This window comes from Marinobacter sp. DSM 26671 (assembly GCF_900112835.1).
Lineage (GTDB): Bacteria > Pseudomonadota > Gammaproteobacteria > Pseudomonadales > Oleiphilaceae > Marinobacter > Marinobacter flavimaris.
In genome coordinates this window covers 120,682-138,379 of record NZ_FONF01000003.1, presented here as the reverse complement: position 1 = coordinate 138,379, position 17,698 = coordinate 120,682, and the positions used below count along the sequence as shown (strand labels likewise).

Below are 17,698 nucleotides of genomic sequence, written 5' to 3'. Positions count from 1 at the left end.
CCGTTTCAGTCACAGCTTTTGTCGGTCGAGCGGCGAAAGCGGGCTGTCATCGCCTCACGTTCCCGCTGGGCGTCCCGGAATTCGTCGGGCAGAGGCTGGATAAAGTAGATGAAATCACCCTTGGCGCGATTATTCTCCAGGGGCGCTTCGTTGACGTCCCAAGGCCAGAAAGCCGGGCTTACGATGGCGACCGAGATTTCAGGCGCGCGCTGTTTCAGAAGCGCCACGGTGCCCAGGCCATTTTCACTGTGAAAGGTGCCAGTCACGTGCAGTACCTGGTGCTCCGGGTGCTCTGTCCGCGCCTGAAGAATACGTGTTGCCATGGCGTTGTCCCTGAGCAACTGGGCCTTGTAGGTGTTGTCCATCCGCTCGCTCATGGTGTCGTCTGCCTGGTGGCTTGCACCGATGGCCGCCATGAACTTTTCCCGGTATTCCGGGGTGTCCATGAAGGGTTTGGCGGGTAATTTCTGTCTCAAGGTGTCTGAAATACGGTCGAGATAGCCCGGGCCCTTGCGGCCAACGCAGCGGACCACGTCGGCCGGCGCATTGGACGCGATCACCGGAAGGTCGTGCCGGCGTGCAAACTCCACCAATGGACGATAGGAGGCACGGTAATTGTCCCAGGCTTCGGCGTCTTCGATCATTTCGGTTTCGCCCGTCTCTCCCCGCAGATAACGGTTCAGTTCGTCCTGACGATCCAGGTTGAACTGCTCCATGCTGAGAATCTGCTCCGGCCGCAGCCGAAACAGGGCGCTCTGAAGCCGGGATTGCAGAAGGTGTGAGCCATGGTGCCCGTGGTATTCCCCGACAACCACAACATCGACGTCGGCTAGTTGCTGCGCCAGTTCTTCCGGAGTCAGCGCGGTCTTGTTTGCCGGGTTTACGAGCAGGGCATCGTACTGGGTTTGCGGTGCCGAATTCAGCGTGTCGGGGGCTTTCGATGAAGGCATGGCAGTGCATCCGTTCATAACAGACAAAGTGGCAAACAGCAGGATTGGCGCGATAGGTTTCATCATAGTCTTTACGTAATGAACCCCGTCAGGATTTCTTTTTACGATCTTCGCGCCAGTCCGATCCCAGTCTTTCTTCCACGTATTCCCGAATGAACTGGCGCACTTTCTGGGATGGCGTCACATCTTCCTGCTTGCACAGTTCTTCAAAGGCGGCCTTTTTCTCGGGATCGATCAGCAACGTCAGGCGGGCAGTGCGGTTTTCCATTGGGTTTTTCTTTACCTCGGGTGGCTTTCGATGATGTTAACCGTATTAACATTGAATGTAGATATAATGAGCATATAATTAGTCGTTAAAAGTTGCAATTAACGAGTCACCCATGCCGCATCGAGCCCACCTTTTTTCTCTCCGGATGGCCCACGCATTCCGGGAAGCGTGTATTGATGAGCCCTACCGGGGCCGCCGTTTCCTGCGCGATGTGATGGCGGGTTTGACGGTGGGCATTATTGCCATACCCCTGGCCATGGCATTGGCGATCGCCAGTGGTGTTGCACCCCAGTACGGCCTCTACACCGCCATTATTGCCGGGTTTGTGATCGCATTGACCGGTGGCAGCCGGTTCAGCATCTCCGGCCCCACCGCTGCTTTCGTTGTCATTCTGTACCCCATCGCCCAGAGCTATGGGCTGGGCGGTCTGCTTTTGGCCACCTTGATGTCGGGCGTTTTGCTGATTCTGATGGCTCTGATGCGACTGGGTCGTTTTATCGAATACATTCCAGAATCGGTAACCCTCGGGTTTACCGGGGGGATCGCCGTGGTGATTGCCACCCTGCAGATCCGGGATTTTCTGGGCCTTCAGGTTGGCGATATGCCCGAGCATTATTGGGACAAGCTGGCCCTGCTGACCGGTGCGCTGCCGGAATTTGATGGTATGAGTACCCTGGTGGCCGGTGTCACCCTTGCCTGCATGTTGCTCTGGCCACGCCTGAAAACCCCGGTGCCCCCGCATCTGCCAGCGGTGGTGATCGGAAGCCTGCTTACGCTCTGGTTGAATGCCCAGGGTGCTGCTATCGATACCATTGGTTCAAGGTTCAGTTATCTCCTGCCGGACGGCACCGAGGGAGCGGGTATTCCGCCGTTCTTGCCGGAATTCGCCTGGCCGTGGCAGCAGGCAGGGGCATCGGGCGAGCCCGTCGGGCTGTCATGGTCGCTGGTCCGGGATCTGCTGCCGGCAGCTTTTGCCATTGCCATGCTTGGGGCCATCGAGTCTCTCCTGTGCGCCGTGGTGCTTGATGGCATGACTGGCAAACGCCACAGCGCCAACAGCGAGCTCATGGGGCAGGGCCTTGGCAACATCATCACGCCGTTTTTCGGCGGCATTACCGCCACGGCCGCCATCGCCCGCTCGGCGGCCAACTACCGGGCCGGCGCCGAGTCGCCGGTCTCCGCAATGGTGCATTCGCTGGTCGTTCTGCTGGCGCTGGTTTCGCTGGCGGGCCTGCTGGCGTATCTTCCCATGCCGGCCATGGCCGCCCTGCTGGTGATGGTGGCCTGGAATATGAGTGAGGCCCCCAAGTCCCTGCATCTTCTGAAAACCGCGCCGCGCAGCGACATCCTGGTTTTTCTCACCTGCTTTTCACTGACGGTATTGCTCGACATGGTCATTGCCATCACCACCGGCGTCCTGTTGGCGGCGGTCCTGTTCATGCGGGAAATGGCCCAGATGACCCGGGTTACAGATATCACCCAGAGCAAACGGATTGCAGAATCCCGGCTGCCCGATGGCTGGCAGGTGTTCAAGATAAACGGCCCCCTGTTTTTTGCCGCTGCGGACCGGATTTTCGGGGAACTGGCAGTGCTCGCCCGGAACGCCCGCGGATTCATTCTGTACATGGACGGCGTGACGATTCTCGATGCCGGCGGGCTGTCCGCTTTGAACAAGCTTATTGCTACCTGTGAACGGGACGGTACACAGATTGTGATTGCCGATCTTCAGTTCCAGCCTTTGCGCACCCTCGCTCGTGCCGGGGTTGCGCCGATAGCTGGCGTTAGCCGCTATACTTCCTCCCTGGACGAAGCTTTGCGTCTGATCAGTTGCCCTGCGTCTGAAACTGATCGGGCTTCCGGATAAAAACCTGATTCCATCCGTTTCCGGATGGTCTACCCTGACGCGACGAAAATACTCTCTTCAAGAGGACTGCCATGCTGCCTTTCCGGCTGATCGACCGAGTCAAATTCATACTGGAACGCCAGCTCGTCAAAGGCGCGGGATTTCAGCTTCTCGTGGTCGGTGTCTTCATTGGCCTGATCTCGTTAATCGGTGGCCTGCTTGTGGTTCCCCAGGGCGGCGACTTCGAAGATCCGGGCTCTGCAATCTGGTGGGCGTTTCTTCGGTTGACCGATCCAGGTTACCTGGGTGACGACGTTGGCACCTGGCAGCGCTTTGTTTCGACCCTGCTGACTATTAGCGGCTATGTGGTGTTCATGGGCACTCTGGTGGCGATCCTGACACGGTGGTTGATCGCTAAAATGGCGGATCTTGAGAGAGGCCTTACGCCGGTTACGCTGAAGAATCATGTGGTGGTGCTGGGCTGGACCAGCCAGACCCTCCCGTTGCTCTCCGAGCTGTTGGGCTCCAGTGGCCGGGTGCGCCGTTTTCTGGAAAAGCACGATGCCCAGAAGCTCAACCTCGTGGTGTTGTCTGAGGAGGCGTCTGCAGCCCAGGTTCATGAGTTGCGCACCGAGCCTGGTATCGGGCGCCGGGCCCGCCAGATCATCCTGCGATCGGGATCCGCAATCCAGCCGGATGCCCTGCACCGGGTGGCTTGCCTGGATGCAGCGGCGGTTATCGTGCCCAGCGCGGCCCACGAAGCTGGCAGCCTGGTCACATCGGACGTGGAGACGGTCAAGGCGCTGCTGTCCATAGCCGCGCAGGCAAGGCATTTTCAGTCCTCGTTGCCGTTTGTGGTGGCCGAGATCCAGGACGTCCGCAAACTCCCGGTGATAGAGCGGGCCTACCCCGGGGCCGTGGAGGTCGTGGCAGGCGATGCCACCATCAGTCGCCTGATGGTGCAGAACATCCTTCATCCTGGCCTGTCTGAAGTGTTCAACGAGCTGCTGACAGCCGGTGAGGGTAACGAGATCTATATCCGCGGAGGCGAGTCGCTGGCAGGCATGACGCTGGGCGAGCTGGCGGCCGCCCGGCCCGAAGTCATCGTGCTGGGGCTGTTGAAACCCAGCGGTTCAGGATGGGACGTCCAGTTGCTGGCGCCCTCAGACTCACCCATTGCATCGGCTGATCGGGTGGTCATCATGGCCCGGGATTACTCCGAGACCGAGCCGAATCCCAAAAAGGCGCCCTTGCCTGCCTTGGTGAGAGGGCAGGCGGTGCGGGTTGAGCGGCCCGTGGACCAGATGAATCACCGGGTTCTGGTCTTAGGCTGGAACCGACGCGTGCCCAGCCTGATCGCGGAGTTCCTCAGCTATGGCCACCGTCATTTTGAGGTGGATCTGGTCTCCGTGGTTCCCAAAGCCGAACGGGAACAGGCCATTGCACGCTATGTCGACAATTCGGACCGCCTGACCTGTCGGCATATCGAGGCGGACTACATGGTGGAGGGGGAGCTCCGCCGGATAGGGCCGGCGGGCTACGATACCGTGATCCTGCTGAGCAGTGACCGGCTGGCTTCTGGTGAAGAGGCCGATGCCCGGGCGATGGTGGGGTACCTGCAGCTTGAGGACATCCTGGCCGATTTTGCCCGGAGGCCTCAACTGATCATGGAGTTGAGCGACCCCGACAACCGGCACCTGCTGGATGGGCATCAGAGCGAGATGATGATCAGCCCCATGATTCTCAGTCATGTTCTGGCGCAGGTGGCGTTGCGGCGCGAGCTTCGCATCGTGCTGGATGAACTGTTCACCGTTGGCGGTGCCGAGATCCAGTTCCGGGATCCGGCGGATTACCCTTTGCCCGCCAGTGCGACGTTTCAGGTGCTGGAAAAAACGGTGGCGGCCGAAGGTGAACTGGCACTCGGGATATTTCGGCACCGTGCCAATGAAAGCGAGCGCCACCTGCAGCTGAACCCGCCCCGCAAGGACTACCTTGAGTTACAGCCGGGTGACCGGTTGGTGGTGCTTTGCATGACCTGAATGCCGGTCAGTCGATGCTGTCGAGCAGGGCCGCCATGATGTCGTCCATGACCACAAAGCCTTTGAGATCATTGTCGGCCAGCACCAGAAGGCGCTTTACCCGGTATTTGCTCATCAGGCTGGCAGCGTGTCGGACGTTCAGATTCTCGCCAACGCTGATGACAGGCTTGGCGCAGGCGTCGTAAACGTTCAGAAGGTCGATGTCGCCGTCTTCGGCAATAACCGTTTTTAGCACGTTGGTATAGGTGATCAGACCCCAGGCATCGTGCTCGCTCGTTTTCTCCACCACCAGCGATTTCACAGAGTGCTGTTTCATCTGTGACAGCGCCTCACGGATGCTGGCAAACGGAGAGATGGTCATTACATCCCGCACCATCACATCTTTGACCAGTTTCATGGCTGTTCTCCGGTTACAGTGAATCTTTCAGATGTTGTTCGAATTTTGCGACCTGGGACATGTCGATCCCGCCCAGGTGTTCCAGGGGAAGTGTGAACACCAGTCCCCTGGAATCGTTATGGTCGGGCATGAGTATCTTCTGGATAACCTTCAGAATATCGAGCGAGAGGCCCTTCTCCAGCACCATCAGCAGAACGCTTTGGCTGCCGTCGTAGGTCAGGCCGAAGAAGGTTTTTTTCGCGGTGTTGCTGATGCCGCGGCCGGGAATCACCGTGATACCACCGGCGCCAAGGTCCCTCGCGGCATTAACGCAGTCCTGTTCCTGATCCTCTGGAACAATTGCTACCAGAACCGAAAATTTCATGAGTCTGTTTTCCTCTGCTTGGCAAGCATTTCAACAATGATGGCGTAGCCCATCACCGTCACGATCGGAAAGATGGAGGCGAAGGCAATCAGGCCGAACCCGTCGATCAGCACGTTACGGCCTTCAATGCTGCTGGCCAGACCAATACCCAGTGCGGTTACCAGAGGTACGGTAACCTCGGAGGTGGTAACCCCGCCAAGATCGTACGCCAGCGGGATGATGTATCTCGGGGCCAGCGCGGTCAGGATGATGACCAGAATATAGCCGCCAATGATGTAATGGTGAATGGAGTCGCCACTGATGATCCGGTGGACGCCGAGGGTGATCCCGACAGCGACCCCGACCGCCACGATAATCCTGATGGCATTGCCGTTTATGGTACCGGCCGCGGCCTGTTCCGCCTGGTGTCCGATTGCGATCAACGCGGGTTCGGCCATGGTGGTGGCGAACCCGATCATGAAGGCGAAGAGATAGACAAAGACGAAGCCCTCCATGCTCATCAGTTGCCGGGCCATACTGGTGCCGATCGGGAACAGGCCGAGTTTCAGACCGACCACGAAGGCATAGAGACCGAGCACCACCAGCGCAAACCCGAACAGGATCTTGCGCGGGTTGGTCAGCCCCCGGCGCAACACCAGGTACTGGAAAAAAAGGATGGTGATAATGATCGGAAGTACATCCCGGATCATGCCGGCAAGATCGAGCAGCATCGTCAGCAGAACGGGAGTCTGATCGGCGGTTCCATTGTGTACCAGGGTTGGCACCGTGGTCGGATCGGTGGTAACACCGGAATAGACAAAAATCCCGTAAAGCTGAACGGTAATCATGGGAACCATCACCGCGAGGGCAACCAGTCCGAAGCCGTCCAACAAGGGGTTTCGACCCCGAATGGAAGCCGCGAGACCAATGCCCAGGGCGGCAATCAGGGGAACGGTGACGATGTTGGTGGTCACGCCACCTGAATCGTAGGCAAGACCAACAATCTCGGGTGGCGCGAACCAGGTAATGATCACCACCACGATGTAACCGATGATCATGAACCAGTGCAGCGGGTAACCAAATATGGTTCTGAACACGCCCAGGGCAACGACGAGGCCAACGGAAACGGCCACCAGTATCCTGAGTGTCAGGGCCTTTATCTTGCCCTCGCTGATTTCCTCCGCCTGCTGGGCCACGGCAATCAGTGCCGGCTCTGCCACCACCGCAGAAAAGCCCATTGCGAAGCCGAACGAGAGCAGAACCGGCACAGAGCCCCTGCGGGCAAACTGATTGGACAGACTTTTGCCAACCGGGAAGATGCTCAGCTCAAGGCCCTGGAGGAACAGGGCAACGCCGACAGCCACGATCAGCAGACCCGCTGCCATCGCAAACGTGTTGTCCGGCATTTGCCGGAGAATAACAAGCTGGAAGAAGACAACGACGGCGATGATCGGAAACAGGTTCTTCAGGGCATGCACAAGGGAGTGGCTGAAAGCTCGCAGGTAGAACACTGTTTGCGCCTGATGGGGTCGGGTGATGCTTGCTCACTGTTAACAGTAACAATAGCCACTTTTCCGATGTTGATCCAACTCAAGAATAAGGGGTTCTTACCATTCACCAGGAAAATGCCGAAAATAGATCATATAAATTTCAATTATAAATTTGAAACCACTAAAGTAACCATCAACGTCAGCGCTTCGCTCAAAAAGTGAGCAGGTTGTTGGCTTCGGAAGTGGCTGTACGCTTCTCCGCATCGACTTAGAAAACCAACGTAGAAAGGATTGAGACCATGCCCTACGCACAAGACGTTGACCAGATCGCTTCCCTGTTGAAGCAGCACCCGACCTGGAACGCCATCAACCCGAAGCACGCCGCTCGCATGCGCGCCCAGAACAAGTTCAAGACTGGTCTGGACATCGCCAAGTACACCGCCAAGATCATGCGCGAAGACATGGCGAACTACGACAAGGACACTTCCCAGTACACCCAGTCCCTGGGCTGCTGGCACGGCTTCATCGGTCAGCAGAAGATGCTGTCCATCAAGAAGCACTTCGGCACCACCAAGCGTCGTTACCTGTACCTGTCCGGCTGGATGGTTGCTGCACTGCGTTCCGAGTTCGGTCCGCTGCCTGACCAGTCCATGCACGAGAAGACTGCCGTATCTGGCCTGATCGAAGAGCTCTACACCTTCCTGCGTCAGGCGGATGCCTGGGAACTGAACCACCTGTTCCGTGCCCTGGAAGAAGCCGAGAATGCCGGCGACAACGCCAAGGCTGAAGAGCTGATCAAGCAGATCGACAACCACGAAACTCACGTTGTTCCGATCATCGCTGACATCGACGCTGGTTTCGGTAACGCCGAAGCGACTTACCTGCTGGCCAAGCAGATGATTGAAGCCGGTGCCTGCTGTATCCAGATCGAGAACCAGGTCTCTGACGAGAAGCAGTGTGGTCACCAGGACGGCAAGGTAACGGTTCCCCACGCCGACTTCCTGTCCAAGATCAACGCCGTTCGTCTGGCGTTCCTGGAGCTGGGTGTGGACGACGGTGTTATCGTTGCCCGTACTGACTCCCTGGGCGCTGGCCTGACTCAGAAAATCGCCGTGACCAACGAGCCGGGCGATCTGGGCGACCAGTACAACAGCTTCATCGACGGTGAAGTGATCGAGAAGGCAGAAGACATCAACAACGGCGACGTTGTGATCAAGCAGAATGGTCAGCTGGTTCGTCCGAAGCGTCTGGCGTCTGGCCTGTTCCAGTTCAAGCCGGGTACTGGCGAAGACCGTGTGGTTCTGGATTGCATCACCAGCCTGCAGAACGGTGCTGACCTGCTGTGGATCGAAACCGAGAAGCCGCACGTTGGCCAGATTGCAGCCATGGTTAACCGCATCAAGGAAGTGGTTCCCGACGCCAAGCTGGTTTACAACAACAGCCCGTCCTTCAACTGGACTCTGAACTTCCGTCAGCAGGTATTCGACGCATGGAAGGAAGAAGGCAAGGACGTTTCTGCCTACGACCGCGCCAAGCTGATGAGCGAAGAGTACGACAACACCGAGCTGGGTCAGCTGGCCGACGAGTGGTGCCGTAACTTCCAGCGTGACGGTTCACGTGAAGCGGGTATTTTCCACCACCTGATCACCCTGCCGACCTACCACACCGCGGCCCTGTCTACCGACAACCTGGCCAAGGGTTACTTCGGTGACGAAGGCATGCTGGCCTACGTGGCTGGTGTACAGCGCAAGGAAATCCGTCAGGGTATCGCTACCGTTAAGCACCAGGACATGGCTGGTTCCAACATCGGTGACGACCACAAGGAATTCTTCGCTGGTGAAGCGGCCCTGAAGGCCGGTGGTAAAGACAATACCATGAACCAGTTCGGTTAATAGAACAGTTCAGTTGTCTCTTCCGGAGTAATCCGGAAGCCACAAAAACCCCGCCTCGGCGGGGTTTTTTCGTTGAGGCGAGGATATTTGGTGTATCGCTCGTGATGTGTTCGATACTGTAACCTGAAGAGAAACAAGCTCGGTGCCAACCGGAGGGAAGGTGTTGAACACGGATCAGGCCATTGTTTTTTCGATACTGGGTATCGCCCTGGTGCTGTTCGTCTGGAACCGAATCCGGTTCGATCTGGTCGCCCTGATCGCGCTTCTTGCTGTCTCGATTGCCGGGATCGTGCCTGTGGATCAGCTGTTCGACGGCTTTGGCCATCCCGCGGTTGTCACGGTGGCGGCGGTTCTGGTGATCAGCCAGGGGCTGGTCAACGGCGGTGTGGTTGACCGCCTGGCCAGGCTGCTTGGAAAGGTCGGGCACAGGCCGACGCTGCAGGTGCTGATGCTGACTTCAGTGGTGGCCCTTTGCTCGGGGTTTATCAACAACGTTGGTGCACTCGCACTGTTGATGCCGGTGGCGGTCTGGATGTCCAGGGAAGCCGGGCGGTCGCCCTCGCTGCTGCTGATGCCCCTGGCATTTGGTTCCCTGCTCGGGGGAACCATGACACTGATTGGCACGCCTCCGAACATCATCATTGCCAGTTATCGGGAAGCTGGTTCGTTCGGCATGTTTGACTTCGCACCGGTGGGCCTTGCCATTACGTTGGCAGGCATTGGCTTTATCACGCTGGTCGGGTGGCGACTGACGCCGCGGCGGGGTAAGCCCGACGACGGTGGCAAGCTGTTCAGTGTGGGCGACTATGTTACCGAGCTTCGGGTGCCTGAGGATTCCTCCCACGTTGGGGCAACCCTTCATGGGCTTCTGACGCGCGCCGATGCCGAGAAGGACGTCGTGGTTCTGGCGCTTATCCGGGATGACAAGCGGTCGCTGGCTCCCTCTACGTTCTCCGTCCTGCGCGGCGATGATCTGCTCCTGGTGGAAGCGGATACCGATGCCTTGCAGGACTTTCTGGACAGCACCGGGCTCGAGTTGGCGAGAGTGGAGGAAGCCTCTTCAGAAGCGTCCGATCAGGAAGAACCAGAGTCGGGAAAGCCGGGCGAAAAGTCCCTGTCTGAGGGCGACGTGCGTTTGATCGAAGCGGTCATCACGCCGGAATCGGGGCTGATCGGAAAAACCGCCAACAGGCTCAATCTTCGCGAGCAGAACGGTCTCAACATCGTTGCGATTGCGCGTCAGGGTCAGCGGTTGCAGCGACGTCTGGGTGATATTCGTTTTCAGGCTGGCGACATCCTTCTGGTCCAGGGCGAGGAGGAAACCTTGAGTGTCACGCTTCAGGGGCTCGGCTGCCTGCCCCTGGCCGAGCGGGGTCTCCGGTTTGGCAGGGAGCGCAACTCCCTTCTGGCTGGCGGCCTTTTTATCGCCGCCATAGCATTGATTGTGGTTGGCTGGTTATCGCCCCCCGTCGCGCTGGTCGCCTGCGCCGTGGTCATGGTTCTCAGCAAGGTTCTTAGCAACCAGGAAGCCTACCGGGCGATTGACTGGCCCGTTATCGTGCTGCTGGCCGCCATGATTCCTGTGGGGCAGGCCCTTGAGACTACCGGTGGGGCAGAATTGATCGCGTCCTGGATGCTGATGCTGGGTTCCGGAGGCGATGCCTGGGTGGTTGTTACCATTGTCCTCACGGGCACAATGCTGCTGTCGAACGTTGTGAACAACGCGGCAGCGGCCATCCTGGTTGCGCCGATTGCCTTGAGTCTTTCCGGGCAGCTTGGCATTGCCGCCGATGCCATGTTGATGGCGGTGGCGGTTGGCGCCTCCTGCGCCTTTCTGACCCCGGTAGGGCATCAATCCAATGCTCTGGTTATGGAGCCCGGAGGTTATCGCTTTGGGGACTACTGGCGGCTGGGGCTGCCGCTGTCTCTCCTCGTGACCGTGGTAGCTGTGCCGGTCATTCTGGCGGTCTGGGCGTGACGCCGTTTAACCGGTGTCTGTACTCTCTGTTATGCTGTTAGTCATCTGTTTTGATGGGTGACTGGCACGATGACAGTTATTGAGCAAATCGATCTGGCAAAGTCGGAATTGCTGGAGCAGCTTGAATGGACAAGGAAGCGAACCGAGACTCTCGTGTGTTCTCTTCCCGAGACCGCGCTGGACGTTCCCTACCATCCGGGCGTCAATCCACCGCTCTGGGAAATGGGGCATGCGGCCTTCTTTTACGAAGTCTTCGTCTTCAACCTGCTGGATGGCACACCGAGCCATGATCCTGCCATGGACGACCTGTGGGATTCGTTCCACATCGAACACCGGGATAGATGGAACCGGGAGTTGTTTCCCGGGCGGCAGAAAACCCTCGACTATTTCAATCTCATCTATGACCGCGTGGCCGAGCGGATTGAGAAGCAACCGTTAACCGACCAGGCCCGTTACCTCTACCGCTACGCAATCTACCACCAGAACATGCACATCGAGTCTATGATCTGGTGCCGTCAGACCGTCGGCTACCCGGCTCCGCCGGGTACTGATTTTTACCGACCGGCGCCAGGTGACTCGCATCAGGGAGACGCCTATGTTCCGGCAGGAGAGTGGTTGATCGGGATGCCGGGTGAGTCCGGGCAGTACGCCAGTGACGATTTTGCCTTCGACAATGAAAAGCCATGGTTTACCGTGACGCTGGAATCGTTCGCAATTTCAAAATGTCTGGTCAGCAACCGGGAATTTATGCAGTTTGTGGAAGACGGTGGCTATCGGCGGCCAGAGCTCTGGTCTTTTGGCGGGCGGAAATGGCTCGAGACCGAAACCGATGTTGCCCTGGTTCACGGCAGTGACGAGCCTCTTTTACGGGCGCCCCGCCACCCGCTTTACTGGCGCTGGCATGATGAGCAGTGGCAGGAGCGGGTGTTCGATCGCTGGCAGCCGCTCAATCCGGATGCACCGGTCACTCATGTGACGTTCTGGGAGGCTGAAGCCTGGTGCCGGTGGGCGGGGCGTCGTTTGCCCACGGAGTTTGAATGGGAGGTGGCCGCCCTTGGTAATCGCCCGGGCAAGCCGTTCCGGCGTTTTCCCTGGGGCAACACGGCGCCGGATGAGCAACGCGCTGATTTGAATGGCCGTGCCATGGCACAGAATCCGGTGTTTGATTTCCCGGCCGGCGACAGCCCCTTTGGCTGCCGCCAGATGACGGGCACGGTCTGGCAGTGGACCAGCAGCCAGTTCTTCCCCTACGACGGCTTCAGGGTGGATATGTACCCGTTCATGTCGACCCTGCAGTTCGGTGATCACAAGGTGACCCGCGGGGGCGGTTGCGCCACCTCCTCCTGCCTGATTCGCGGCACCTATCGCCAGGCTTACCTGCCGGTACGCAACGACGTCTATACCGGGTTTCGCACCTGCGCGCTTGACGAGGAGTCGCCACGTGGCCGCCCTGGGTGTTGAGGCTACACGGATTTGCCGACAATCAGGGAGGGTTTCGCGGGTGTCCTGTCCATCAGGTGGCTGGCCAGGGCGACACCGGTCTCGCTCATGGTCAGGTAGGCCTCGTCGGCGCCGGCTTCCTGAATCTGTCTTGCTTCATCCTGGTACATGGTGTGAGCCACGATAAAGCCCTTGAATCCCATCGTTCTGAGCGTGCGCGCAGCAATCAGTTTGCCCTCGATGTCGCCCATGGCCAGGATCACCGATTCAATGGCGGGCATGTGCAGACCGTTCCAGAAGGAGGCATCCTCGGCGTCCGCGAAGACCACGTTACGCCCTTCCTTTTGGTGCTGGGCGGCCTTTGCCGGATCGGAATCCAGGCCCATCAGTTTCGGCTGCTTCTCCCTCAGCCAATCGTAGGCAGCGGTGCCCGTTCTCCCCATTCCCATGATCAGGACCCGCGTATCGCCCAGCGACAGGGGCTGTTCATCCGGATGGTGTTTGCTGCCCTCATAGCGGCTGAGGCCATGGGCGAAACGCTCGTAAAGCGTGTGGGAGAAGCGGTTGAGTGGCGCGGAAAAGACAAACGAGAGCGACACCGAAATCGCCAGCGGAACCAGCCATTCGGGTAGCGCAACACTCGCGACAATCAGCCCGAACTCGCTGTAGTTGGTCAGGGCCAGCGAACTCAGGAAGCCACTGCGGGCCCGCAACCGGAACGCCAGTAGCAGGAAAAAGAACAGGATGCCTTTGAGCGGCAGCACCAGGCCAGCGATGACCGCGAACAGGAGGGCCTCCCCATCGGGCAGGCCGCCAATGCCAATCTGCAGGAAGAACCCCACCAGAAAAACCTCTTTTACACTCCAGAGCGACTTGGAGAGTTCCTGGGATCGCGGATGATTCGCCAGCATGGCACCGAACACCAGTGCCCCCAGCTCCGAGCTCAGGCCAACGGATTCGAAGCCCAGCCCGCCAATGACAAGTGCCAGCAAGAGCCCGAGCAGGACCAGCAGTTCGTCGTGGCCGCTGGCATCCAGCAGGCGGAACAGCACAGGGCGTAGCAGGGGCAGGCCAAAGATAATCAGTGCCCATTGCGAGGGCGTCTGCCCGGCGGCCACGCTCATCACGACCAGGGCGATAAGATCCTGCATGATCAGGATGCCAATGGCCACTCGGCCGTGAAAGGCTCGCAGCTCCCGCTTGGATTCCAGGACCTTGGCGGCCAGTACGGTAGATGAGAACGAGAGCGCGATGGCCAGCAGAAAGGCGGTCTTCCAGGACAGTTCCATCAGCAGATAGAGGCCCGGCGTAAAGATGGCGCAGGTGATCCCGAAATGCAGCAGGCTTCCACCAATCACCTCCGGGCTGACCACGGACCGGAGTTTCAGCTTGAGCCCCACCGTGAACAGCAGAAGCAATACACCCAGGTGCGCAATTCGCTCAAGGACGTCGGTCTCTTCGATCACGACGCCGGTTGTTTCGGCAATGCCGCTCAGAACAAAACCCGCGGCCAGGTAACCGACGAGAGGGGGGAGCCCCACAAGCTTGACCAGAAGGCCAAGACCAAAGGCAAAAGTTATCCAGATTGCTTCAGGCATGAGTGGTCAGTTCAGAGGTCAGGGGCATAATGCTTGCTAGGCTACCCTGTTTTCCCATGCCCTTGTAGTCGCTGAGGGCGGAATTCCATGACTTTTGCGGAAATCCGGTTTACTCCGCCGGCGGCCCGATAAATTGCCGGAACAGTTGTGCGGACTCCTCGGGGGCTTCCAGCATCGGCGCGTGGCCGATTCCCTCCATCACCTCCAGCCAGGCATCGGGTATCGCCGCCTCAAAGATCTCACCGTTACGGTAGTTGATGACCCGGTCTTCCTTGCCCCAGACGACCAGTACCGGCGCCTTGATCCGGGTGATGGCATTGCGGAAATCTGCCCCGGAACCGGCATCGCGAATGGCGGCAAAGATGACCTCGTTGACCTCCCGGTTGGCGATGGCGCGCTCCTCCAGCACGCCCATAATGGGCCAGGGCACAAACGGTTTTTTCTCCAGTGCGAAGTCCATCAGGCGTTCAAAGTCACCGGGCTGTTTCGGAATCAGGGGGTTGTCACCGGCCTTAACCAGATCCACCAGTTCGCTCTCGTATTCCAGGATGCCGGCGGGACTGAACAGTACCGCTGATTGCACCTTGTCCGGATGATTGGCGGCGTAAAGCGCGGTAATCGCCCCGCCCATGGAGTTACCCATGACGTGTGCCTCATCAACCGACAGCGCGTCGAGGATGCGTGCGACATAACCGGCCTGATCTTCCAGGCGGTAGCCGATGTCGAGGGGCTTGCTGCTGTCACCATGCCCCGGCAGATCGATCGCATAGACATTGAAGTCGTCGGTCAGGTGGCCGGCCAGACGGGTCCAGTTGTCCTTGTTGGCCCCGAAGCCATGGATCATGACGATGGTGTCGCCTGCGCTCATTTCCTGGTTCCTGAGATAGGCGATGTCAAGGTTGCCCACTGCCACGCTCGCCGCCTCCAGACCCGCCGATGATCGTTCAAAATCAATCGCGGTCTGGTAGATGTCCTGACGAGAGCAGGCACTGAACAGCAGGGAAGCGGCCAGTATGATCAGCAGGTATACCGGTGACGGGCGGCGCATCGAAGGGACTCCTTTGGGCGATGTGGTCGGAACTTTGTGTCCGCAGTCTACCTTACTCTCGGGCCGGAGAATGGGAATTGCTTCCCCTGCCCGGCATAAAAAAAGACCCGGCCAACGGGCCGGGTCTCATCAGTGGGCCATTCACAGCGGGTTCGCCCGGAAACCAGGCCAAACCGGTCATTCGTCAGAAATTAACGCTTAACCCCAGTGAAGCGGTGCGCGGCAGGTTCGCCATGGCGCCATCGGGCAAACGTGAGACAATTTGCTGTTCATCGAACAGGTTGTCCACTTTCAGGAAGACATCGGCACTGGCGGTCAGTGCGTAGCGGCTGATGAAATCGACCAGGAACAGGGACTCGGTCTCGTCCAGTTTCGTGGCGGTGTTGTTGCATCCCGCGCTGACACACATCTCATCGACGTAGGTGGCCACAAGGTAGTTGTCCCAGCCACTCGGGTGTTCCATGCCTGTCCGGAAGCTCATCTGGTTTTCAGGTACGTCCTTGAGCTGCTCGCCTTTTTTCAGGCCCGAAGCGGCATTGTCCTTGCTGATTTCCGCCTGGGTAAAGGTGTAGGTAAGGCTGACCGGAAGGTAGAACTCGCCTGCCCGGGTGCCGGTCTGGAGCTGGAACTCAACACCGGAAATTTCAGCCTCGCCGGTTACAAAACTGCCAGAGGTGGCGCCATTGCTGCACGGCGAGCCCACGGAACAGTTTTCGGCCTTGTTGGAGAAGTCGCTGTAGAAGCCGATCATTTCCGCGAAGAACGCATTGCCAAAGTACCGGAGGCCGGCCTCCCAGTTCTTGCTGGTTTCCGGATCTTCGTTTGCCTTGGCACCACCTCCGAGAGGGGAGAAACCCCGGTGCACGCCACCCAGAACCTGCCAGCTTTGGGACAGGTCATAGGTAAAGGAAGCGCCGGGCAGGAGTTCAGCACTGTCATTGGCGCGGGTGCTGTCGACGGTTGTGCGGCCGGGATCCGCGTATTGGGTGCGGCTGGTCTGTACATCCTCGTAGCGCAGGGCGAGGTTAACGCTGAGCTTGTCCGTCGCCTGCCAGGTGTCGAGCGCCCAGAAGCTCAGGGCTTCGCCGGTCTCAAAGCGATTATTGCTGCCCGTGGGGGCGACAGTGTTCTGGAACACCAGAGAGCCGTTGACCTGGTCATAAACATCGACCGGCTGGAAACGATCCATTTCATCTTCGTGGTAGCGGGCGCCGAAATCAAACTGGTGGCTGCCCATGTCGACATCAAAGTTTACCTGCACGCCCTCGGACAGGTAGTCCCTGGCGTTGTTTTTGTAATCCAGGCCGCTGGCGTCAACTGTGCCGTCCAGAATACCCTGGGCATTGGCGTCGCCGCCGTTTGCCGAGTCGATGATGCTTCCGCCGCCGCTGAGCTTGAACCAGTTCCGCTTGAAGTCGTTGCGATAGAGGGTGGCCGTGCTGCTTACGGTATTACTCCAGTCGAACTGATGGGTCAGGCTGATACCGGAGTGGGTATTGTTCATCTGGTCGATGCTGGACAACCCGTAACGCCGGTTCGGATCCTGGCTGAAGTCCGCATCGGTCAGGCCGAGGTAACTGGAGTTGGAGGTTTCCTCGGAGTATTGCAGCTTGGCGGTCACGCTCTGGCGCTCTCCCTGCCAGCGCAGCTTGCCGACATAGTCCTCGATATCAAAGCCGGTATCGCGGTTACTGCGGTCAATCTCCTTGAAGCCTTTCGCGGAGCGCTGGACGGTCTCAAGCAGGTAGCCCCAGTCGCCGGCCGTGTCACCATAGGTTGCGTGAACGTCGGTGGAGCCGCGGTCGTTGGTGACTGTCTCAACATAGCCCTGCCGCTGATCGGGAATGGGTGTGGAAATCAGGTTGATGACACCACCGGTGGTTTGCGGGCCATAGCGCAGCAGCGGGGCACCCTTGAGTACTTCCAGCGAGGACATGCGCTTCAGTGTCGGAAAATAATAGGCGGCCGGATTGGAGTAGGGCGCCGGTGCGATCAGAATGCCATCTTCCATCAGGGTAATATTACTGCTGCGCTCGGCCGTGGCGCCGCGGATGCCGATATTGGGGCGCAGGCCCAGGCCTTCTTCTTCCCGCACATAGACGCCCGGGACGGTTTTCAGCACCTGGTTGATGTCGGTCTCAACCTCGGTTTTCAACTGCGCCTCACCAACGACGTAGCCTGACCCTGGCAAGGTCTGGGCTGCGGACGCATCGCCAATGATTTCCATGGGTTCAAGCATCTGGGGCTGATCATCGCCGACTGCCCAACTGGCGCCCGGGGCAAGGCTGACAGCCACGGCCAGTGATAAGCGGGAAGGTTTAAACATGTGGTTAATCTCCATTACCATTTGTTTTTCTAAATGTAAGTGACAATCATTGCTATTACGTTCGGGCGAAACTTTACGGTTCCGTA

General features: G+C 58.7%; 13 protein-coding genes. 5 read left to right on the top strand and 8 right to left on the bottom strand.

What is annotated here, in order from left to right; genetic code table 11:
* Positions 1-5: 5 nt before the first annotated feature.
* Both BM035_RS04555 and BM035_RS04550 read right to left on the bottom strand, forming a co-directional pair.
* Complete coding sequence (locus BM035_RS04555; RefSeq protein ID WP_008173303.1) at positions 6-950, bottom strand: ChaN family lipoprotein; 945 nt, start codon at positions 948-950, stop codon at positions 6-8.
* Positions 951-1,038: 88 nt separating this feature from the next.
* Positions 1,039-1,218: a hypothetical protein gene (locus BM035_RS04550; RefSeq protein ID WP_008173301.1), complete on the bottom strand. Its 180-nt coding sequence runs from the start codon at positions 1,216-1,218 to the stop codon at positions 1,039-1,041.
* Between the two features lie 112 nt (positions 1,219-1,330).
* Between BM035_RS04550 and dauA the strand changes: the two genes are divergently transcribed.
* Positions 1,331-3,082, top strand: a complete 1,752-nt coding sequence (gene dauA / locus BM035_RS04545; RefSeq protein ID WP_053113142.1) for a C4-dicarboxylic acid transporter DauA — start codon at positions 1,331-1,333, stop codon at positions 3,080-3,082.
* Between the two features lie 71 nt (positions 3,083-3,153).
* The gene (locus BM035_RS04540) at positions 3,154-5,100 is read left to right on the top strand and encodes a CASTOR/POLLUX-related putative ion channel (protein ID WP_053113141.1); all 1,947 of its coding nucleotides are present in this window, start codon (positions 3,154-3,156) and stop codon (positions 5,098-5,100) included.
* A gap of 7 nt (positions 5,101-5,107) precedes the next feature.
* Here the strand turns inward: BM035_RS04540 and BM035_RS04535 are convergent, their stop codons facing one another.
* Genes BM035_RS04535 through BM035_RS04525 form a run of 3 tightly spaced genes read right to left on the bottom strand, consistent with a single transcriptional unit; the run spans position 5,108 to position 7,351 of the window.
* The gene (locus tag BM035_RS04535; protein ID WP_014578444.1) at positions 5,108-5,497 is read right to left on the bottom strand and encodes a CBS domain-containing protein; all 390 of its coding nucleotides are present in this window, start codon (positions 5,495-5,497) and stop codon (positions 5,108-5,110) included.
* A 13-nt stretch (positions 5,498-5,510) separates the two neighbouring features.
* Positions 5,511-5,861 (bottom strand): hypothetical protein, encoded by a 351-nt coding sequence (locus tag BM035_RS04530; protein ID WP_014578443.1) that lies wholly within the window; start codon positions 5,859-5,861, stop codon positions 5,511-5,513.
* Positions 5,858-7,351: a DUF1538 domain-containing protein gene (locus tag BM035_RS04525; protein ID WP_053113140.1), complete on the bottom strand. Its 1,494-nt coding sequence runs from the start codon at positions 7,349-7,351 to the stop codon at positions 5,858-5,860. The genes BM035_RS04530 and BM035_RS04525 overlap by 4 nt, the downstream gene beginning before the upstream one ends.
* 278 nt (positions 7,352-7,629) lie before the next feature.
* On the opposite strand from BM035_RS04525, the gene BM035_RS04515 reads away from it, so the two are divergent.
* From BM035_RS04515 to senA, 3 genes are all read left to right on the top strand, one after another.
* Positions 7,630-9,222: an isocitrate lyase gene (locus tag BM035_RS04515; protein ID WP_014578440.1), complete on the top strand. Its 1,593-nt coding sequence runs from the start codon at positions 7,630-7,632 to the stop codon at positions 9,220-9,222.
* 163 nt (positions 9,223-9,385) lie between these two features.
* A complete protein-coding gene (locus BM035_RS04510; RefSeq protein ID WP_082220614.1) occupies positions 9,386-11,200 on the top strand; it encodes an SLC13 family permease in 1,815 nt (604 codons plus the stop codon).
* A 69-nt stretch (positions 11,201-11,269) separates the two neighbouring features.
* Positions 11,270-12,661, top strand: a complete 1,392-nt coding sequence (senA, locus tag BM035_RS04505; protein WP_175497338.1) for a selenoneine synthase SenA — start codon at positions 11,270-11,272, stop codon at positions 12,659-12,661.
* Positions 12,662-12,663: 2 nt separating this feature from the next.
* Here senA and BM035_RS04500 read toward each other — a convergent pair whose 3' ends face one another.
* From BM035_RS04500 to BM035_RS04490, 3 genes are all read right to left on the bottom strand, one after another.
* Positions 12,664-14,238, bottom strand: coding sequence for a cation:proton antiporter family protein (locus BM035_RS04500; protein WP_092030469.1), 1,575 nt, complete (start codon positions 14,236-14,238; stop codon positions 12,664-12,666).
* Positions 14,239-14,347: 109 nt separating this feature from the next.
* Positions 14,348-15,286 carry an alpha/beta fold hydrolase gene (locus tag BM035_RS04495; protein WP_092030467.1) on the bottom strand — a complete coding sequence of 313 codons (939 nt, stop codon included), beginning with the start codon at positions 15,284-15,286 and terminating at the stop codon, positions 14,348-14,350.
* A 184-nt stretch (positions 15,287-15,470) separates the two neighbouring features.
* A complete protein-coding gene (locus BM035_RS04490) occupies positions 15,471-17,612 on the bottom strand; it encodes a TonB-dependent receptor family protein (RefSeq protein ID WP_092030465.1) in 2,142 nt (713 codons plus the stop codon).
* Positions 17,613-17,698: the final 86 nt, after the last annotated feature.

Bases quoted from the DNA above. Each gene is read 5' to 3' on its own strand.
- BM035_RS04540 (WP_053113141.1), top strand. From the start codon at position 3,154: ATGCTGCCTTTCCGGCTGATCGACCGAGTCAAATTCATACTGGAACGC.
- BM035_RS04530 (WP_014578443.1), bottom strand. From the start codon at position 5,861: ATGAAATTTTCGGTTCTGGTAGCAATTGTTCCAGAGGATCAGGAACAG.
- BM035_RS04495 (WP_092030467.1), bottom strand. From the start codon at position 15,286: ATGCGCCGCCCGTCACCGGTATACCTGCTGATCATACTGGCCGCTTCC.
- dauA (WP_053113142.1), top strand. From the start codon at position 1,331: ATGCCGCATCGAGCCCACCTTTTTTCTCTCCGGATGGCCCACGCATTC.
- BM035_RS04550 (WP_008173301.1), bottom strand. From the start codon at position 1,218: ATGGAAAACCGCACTGCCCGCCTGACGTTGCTGATCGATCCCGAGAAA.
- BM035_RS04515 (WP_014578440.1), top strand. From the start codon at position 7,630: ATGCCCTACGCACAAGACGTTGACCAGATCGCTTCCCTGTTGAAGCAG.
- senA (WP_175497338.1), top strand. From the start codon at position 11,270: ATGACAGTTATTGAGCAAATCGATCTGGCAAAGTCGGAATTGCTGGAG.
- BM035_RS04535 (WP_014578444.1), bottom strand. From the start codon at position 5,497: ATGAAACTGGTCAAAGATGTGATGGTGCGGGATGTAATGACCATCTCT.
- BM035_RS04490 (WP_092030465.1), bottom strand. From the start codon at position 17,612: ATGTTTAAACCTTCCCGCTTATCACTGGCCGTGGCTGTCAGCCTTGCC.
- BM035_RS04555 (WP_008173303.1), bottom strand. From the start codon at position 950: ATGCCTTCATCGAAAGCCCCCGACACGCTGAATTCGGCACCGCAAACC.
- BM035_RS04500 (WP_092030469.1), bottom strand. From the start codon at position 14,238: ATGCCTGAAGCAATCTGGATAACTTTTGCCTTTGGTCTTGGCCTTCTG.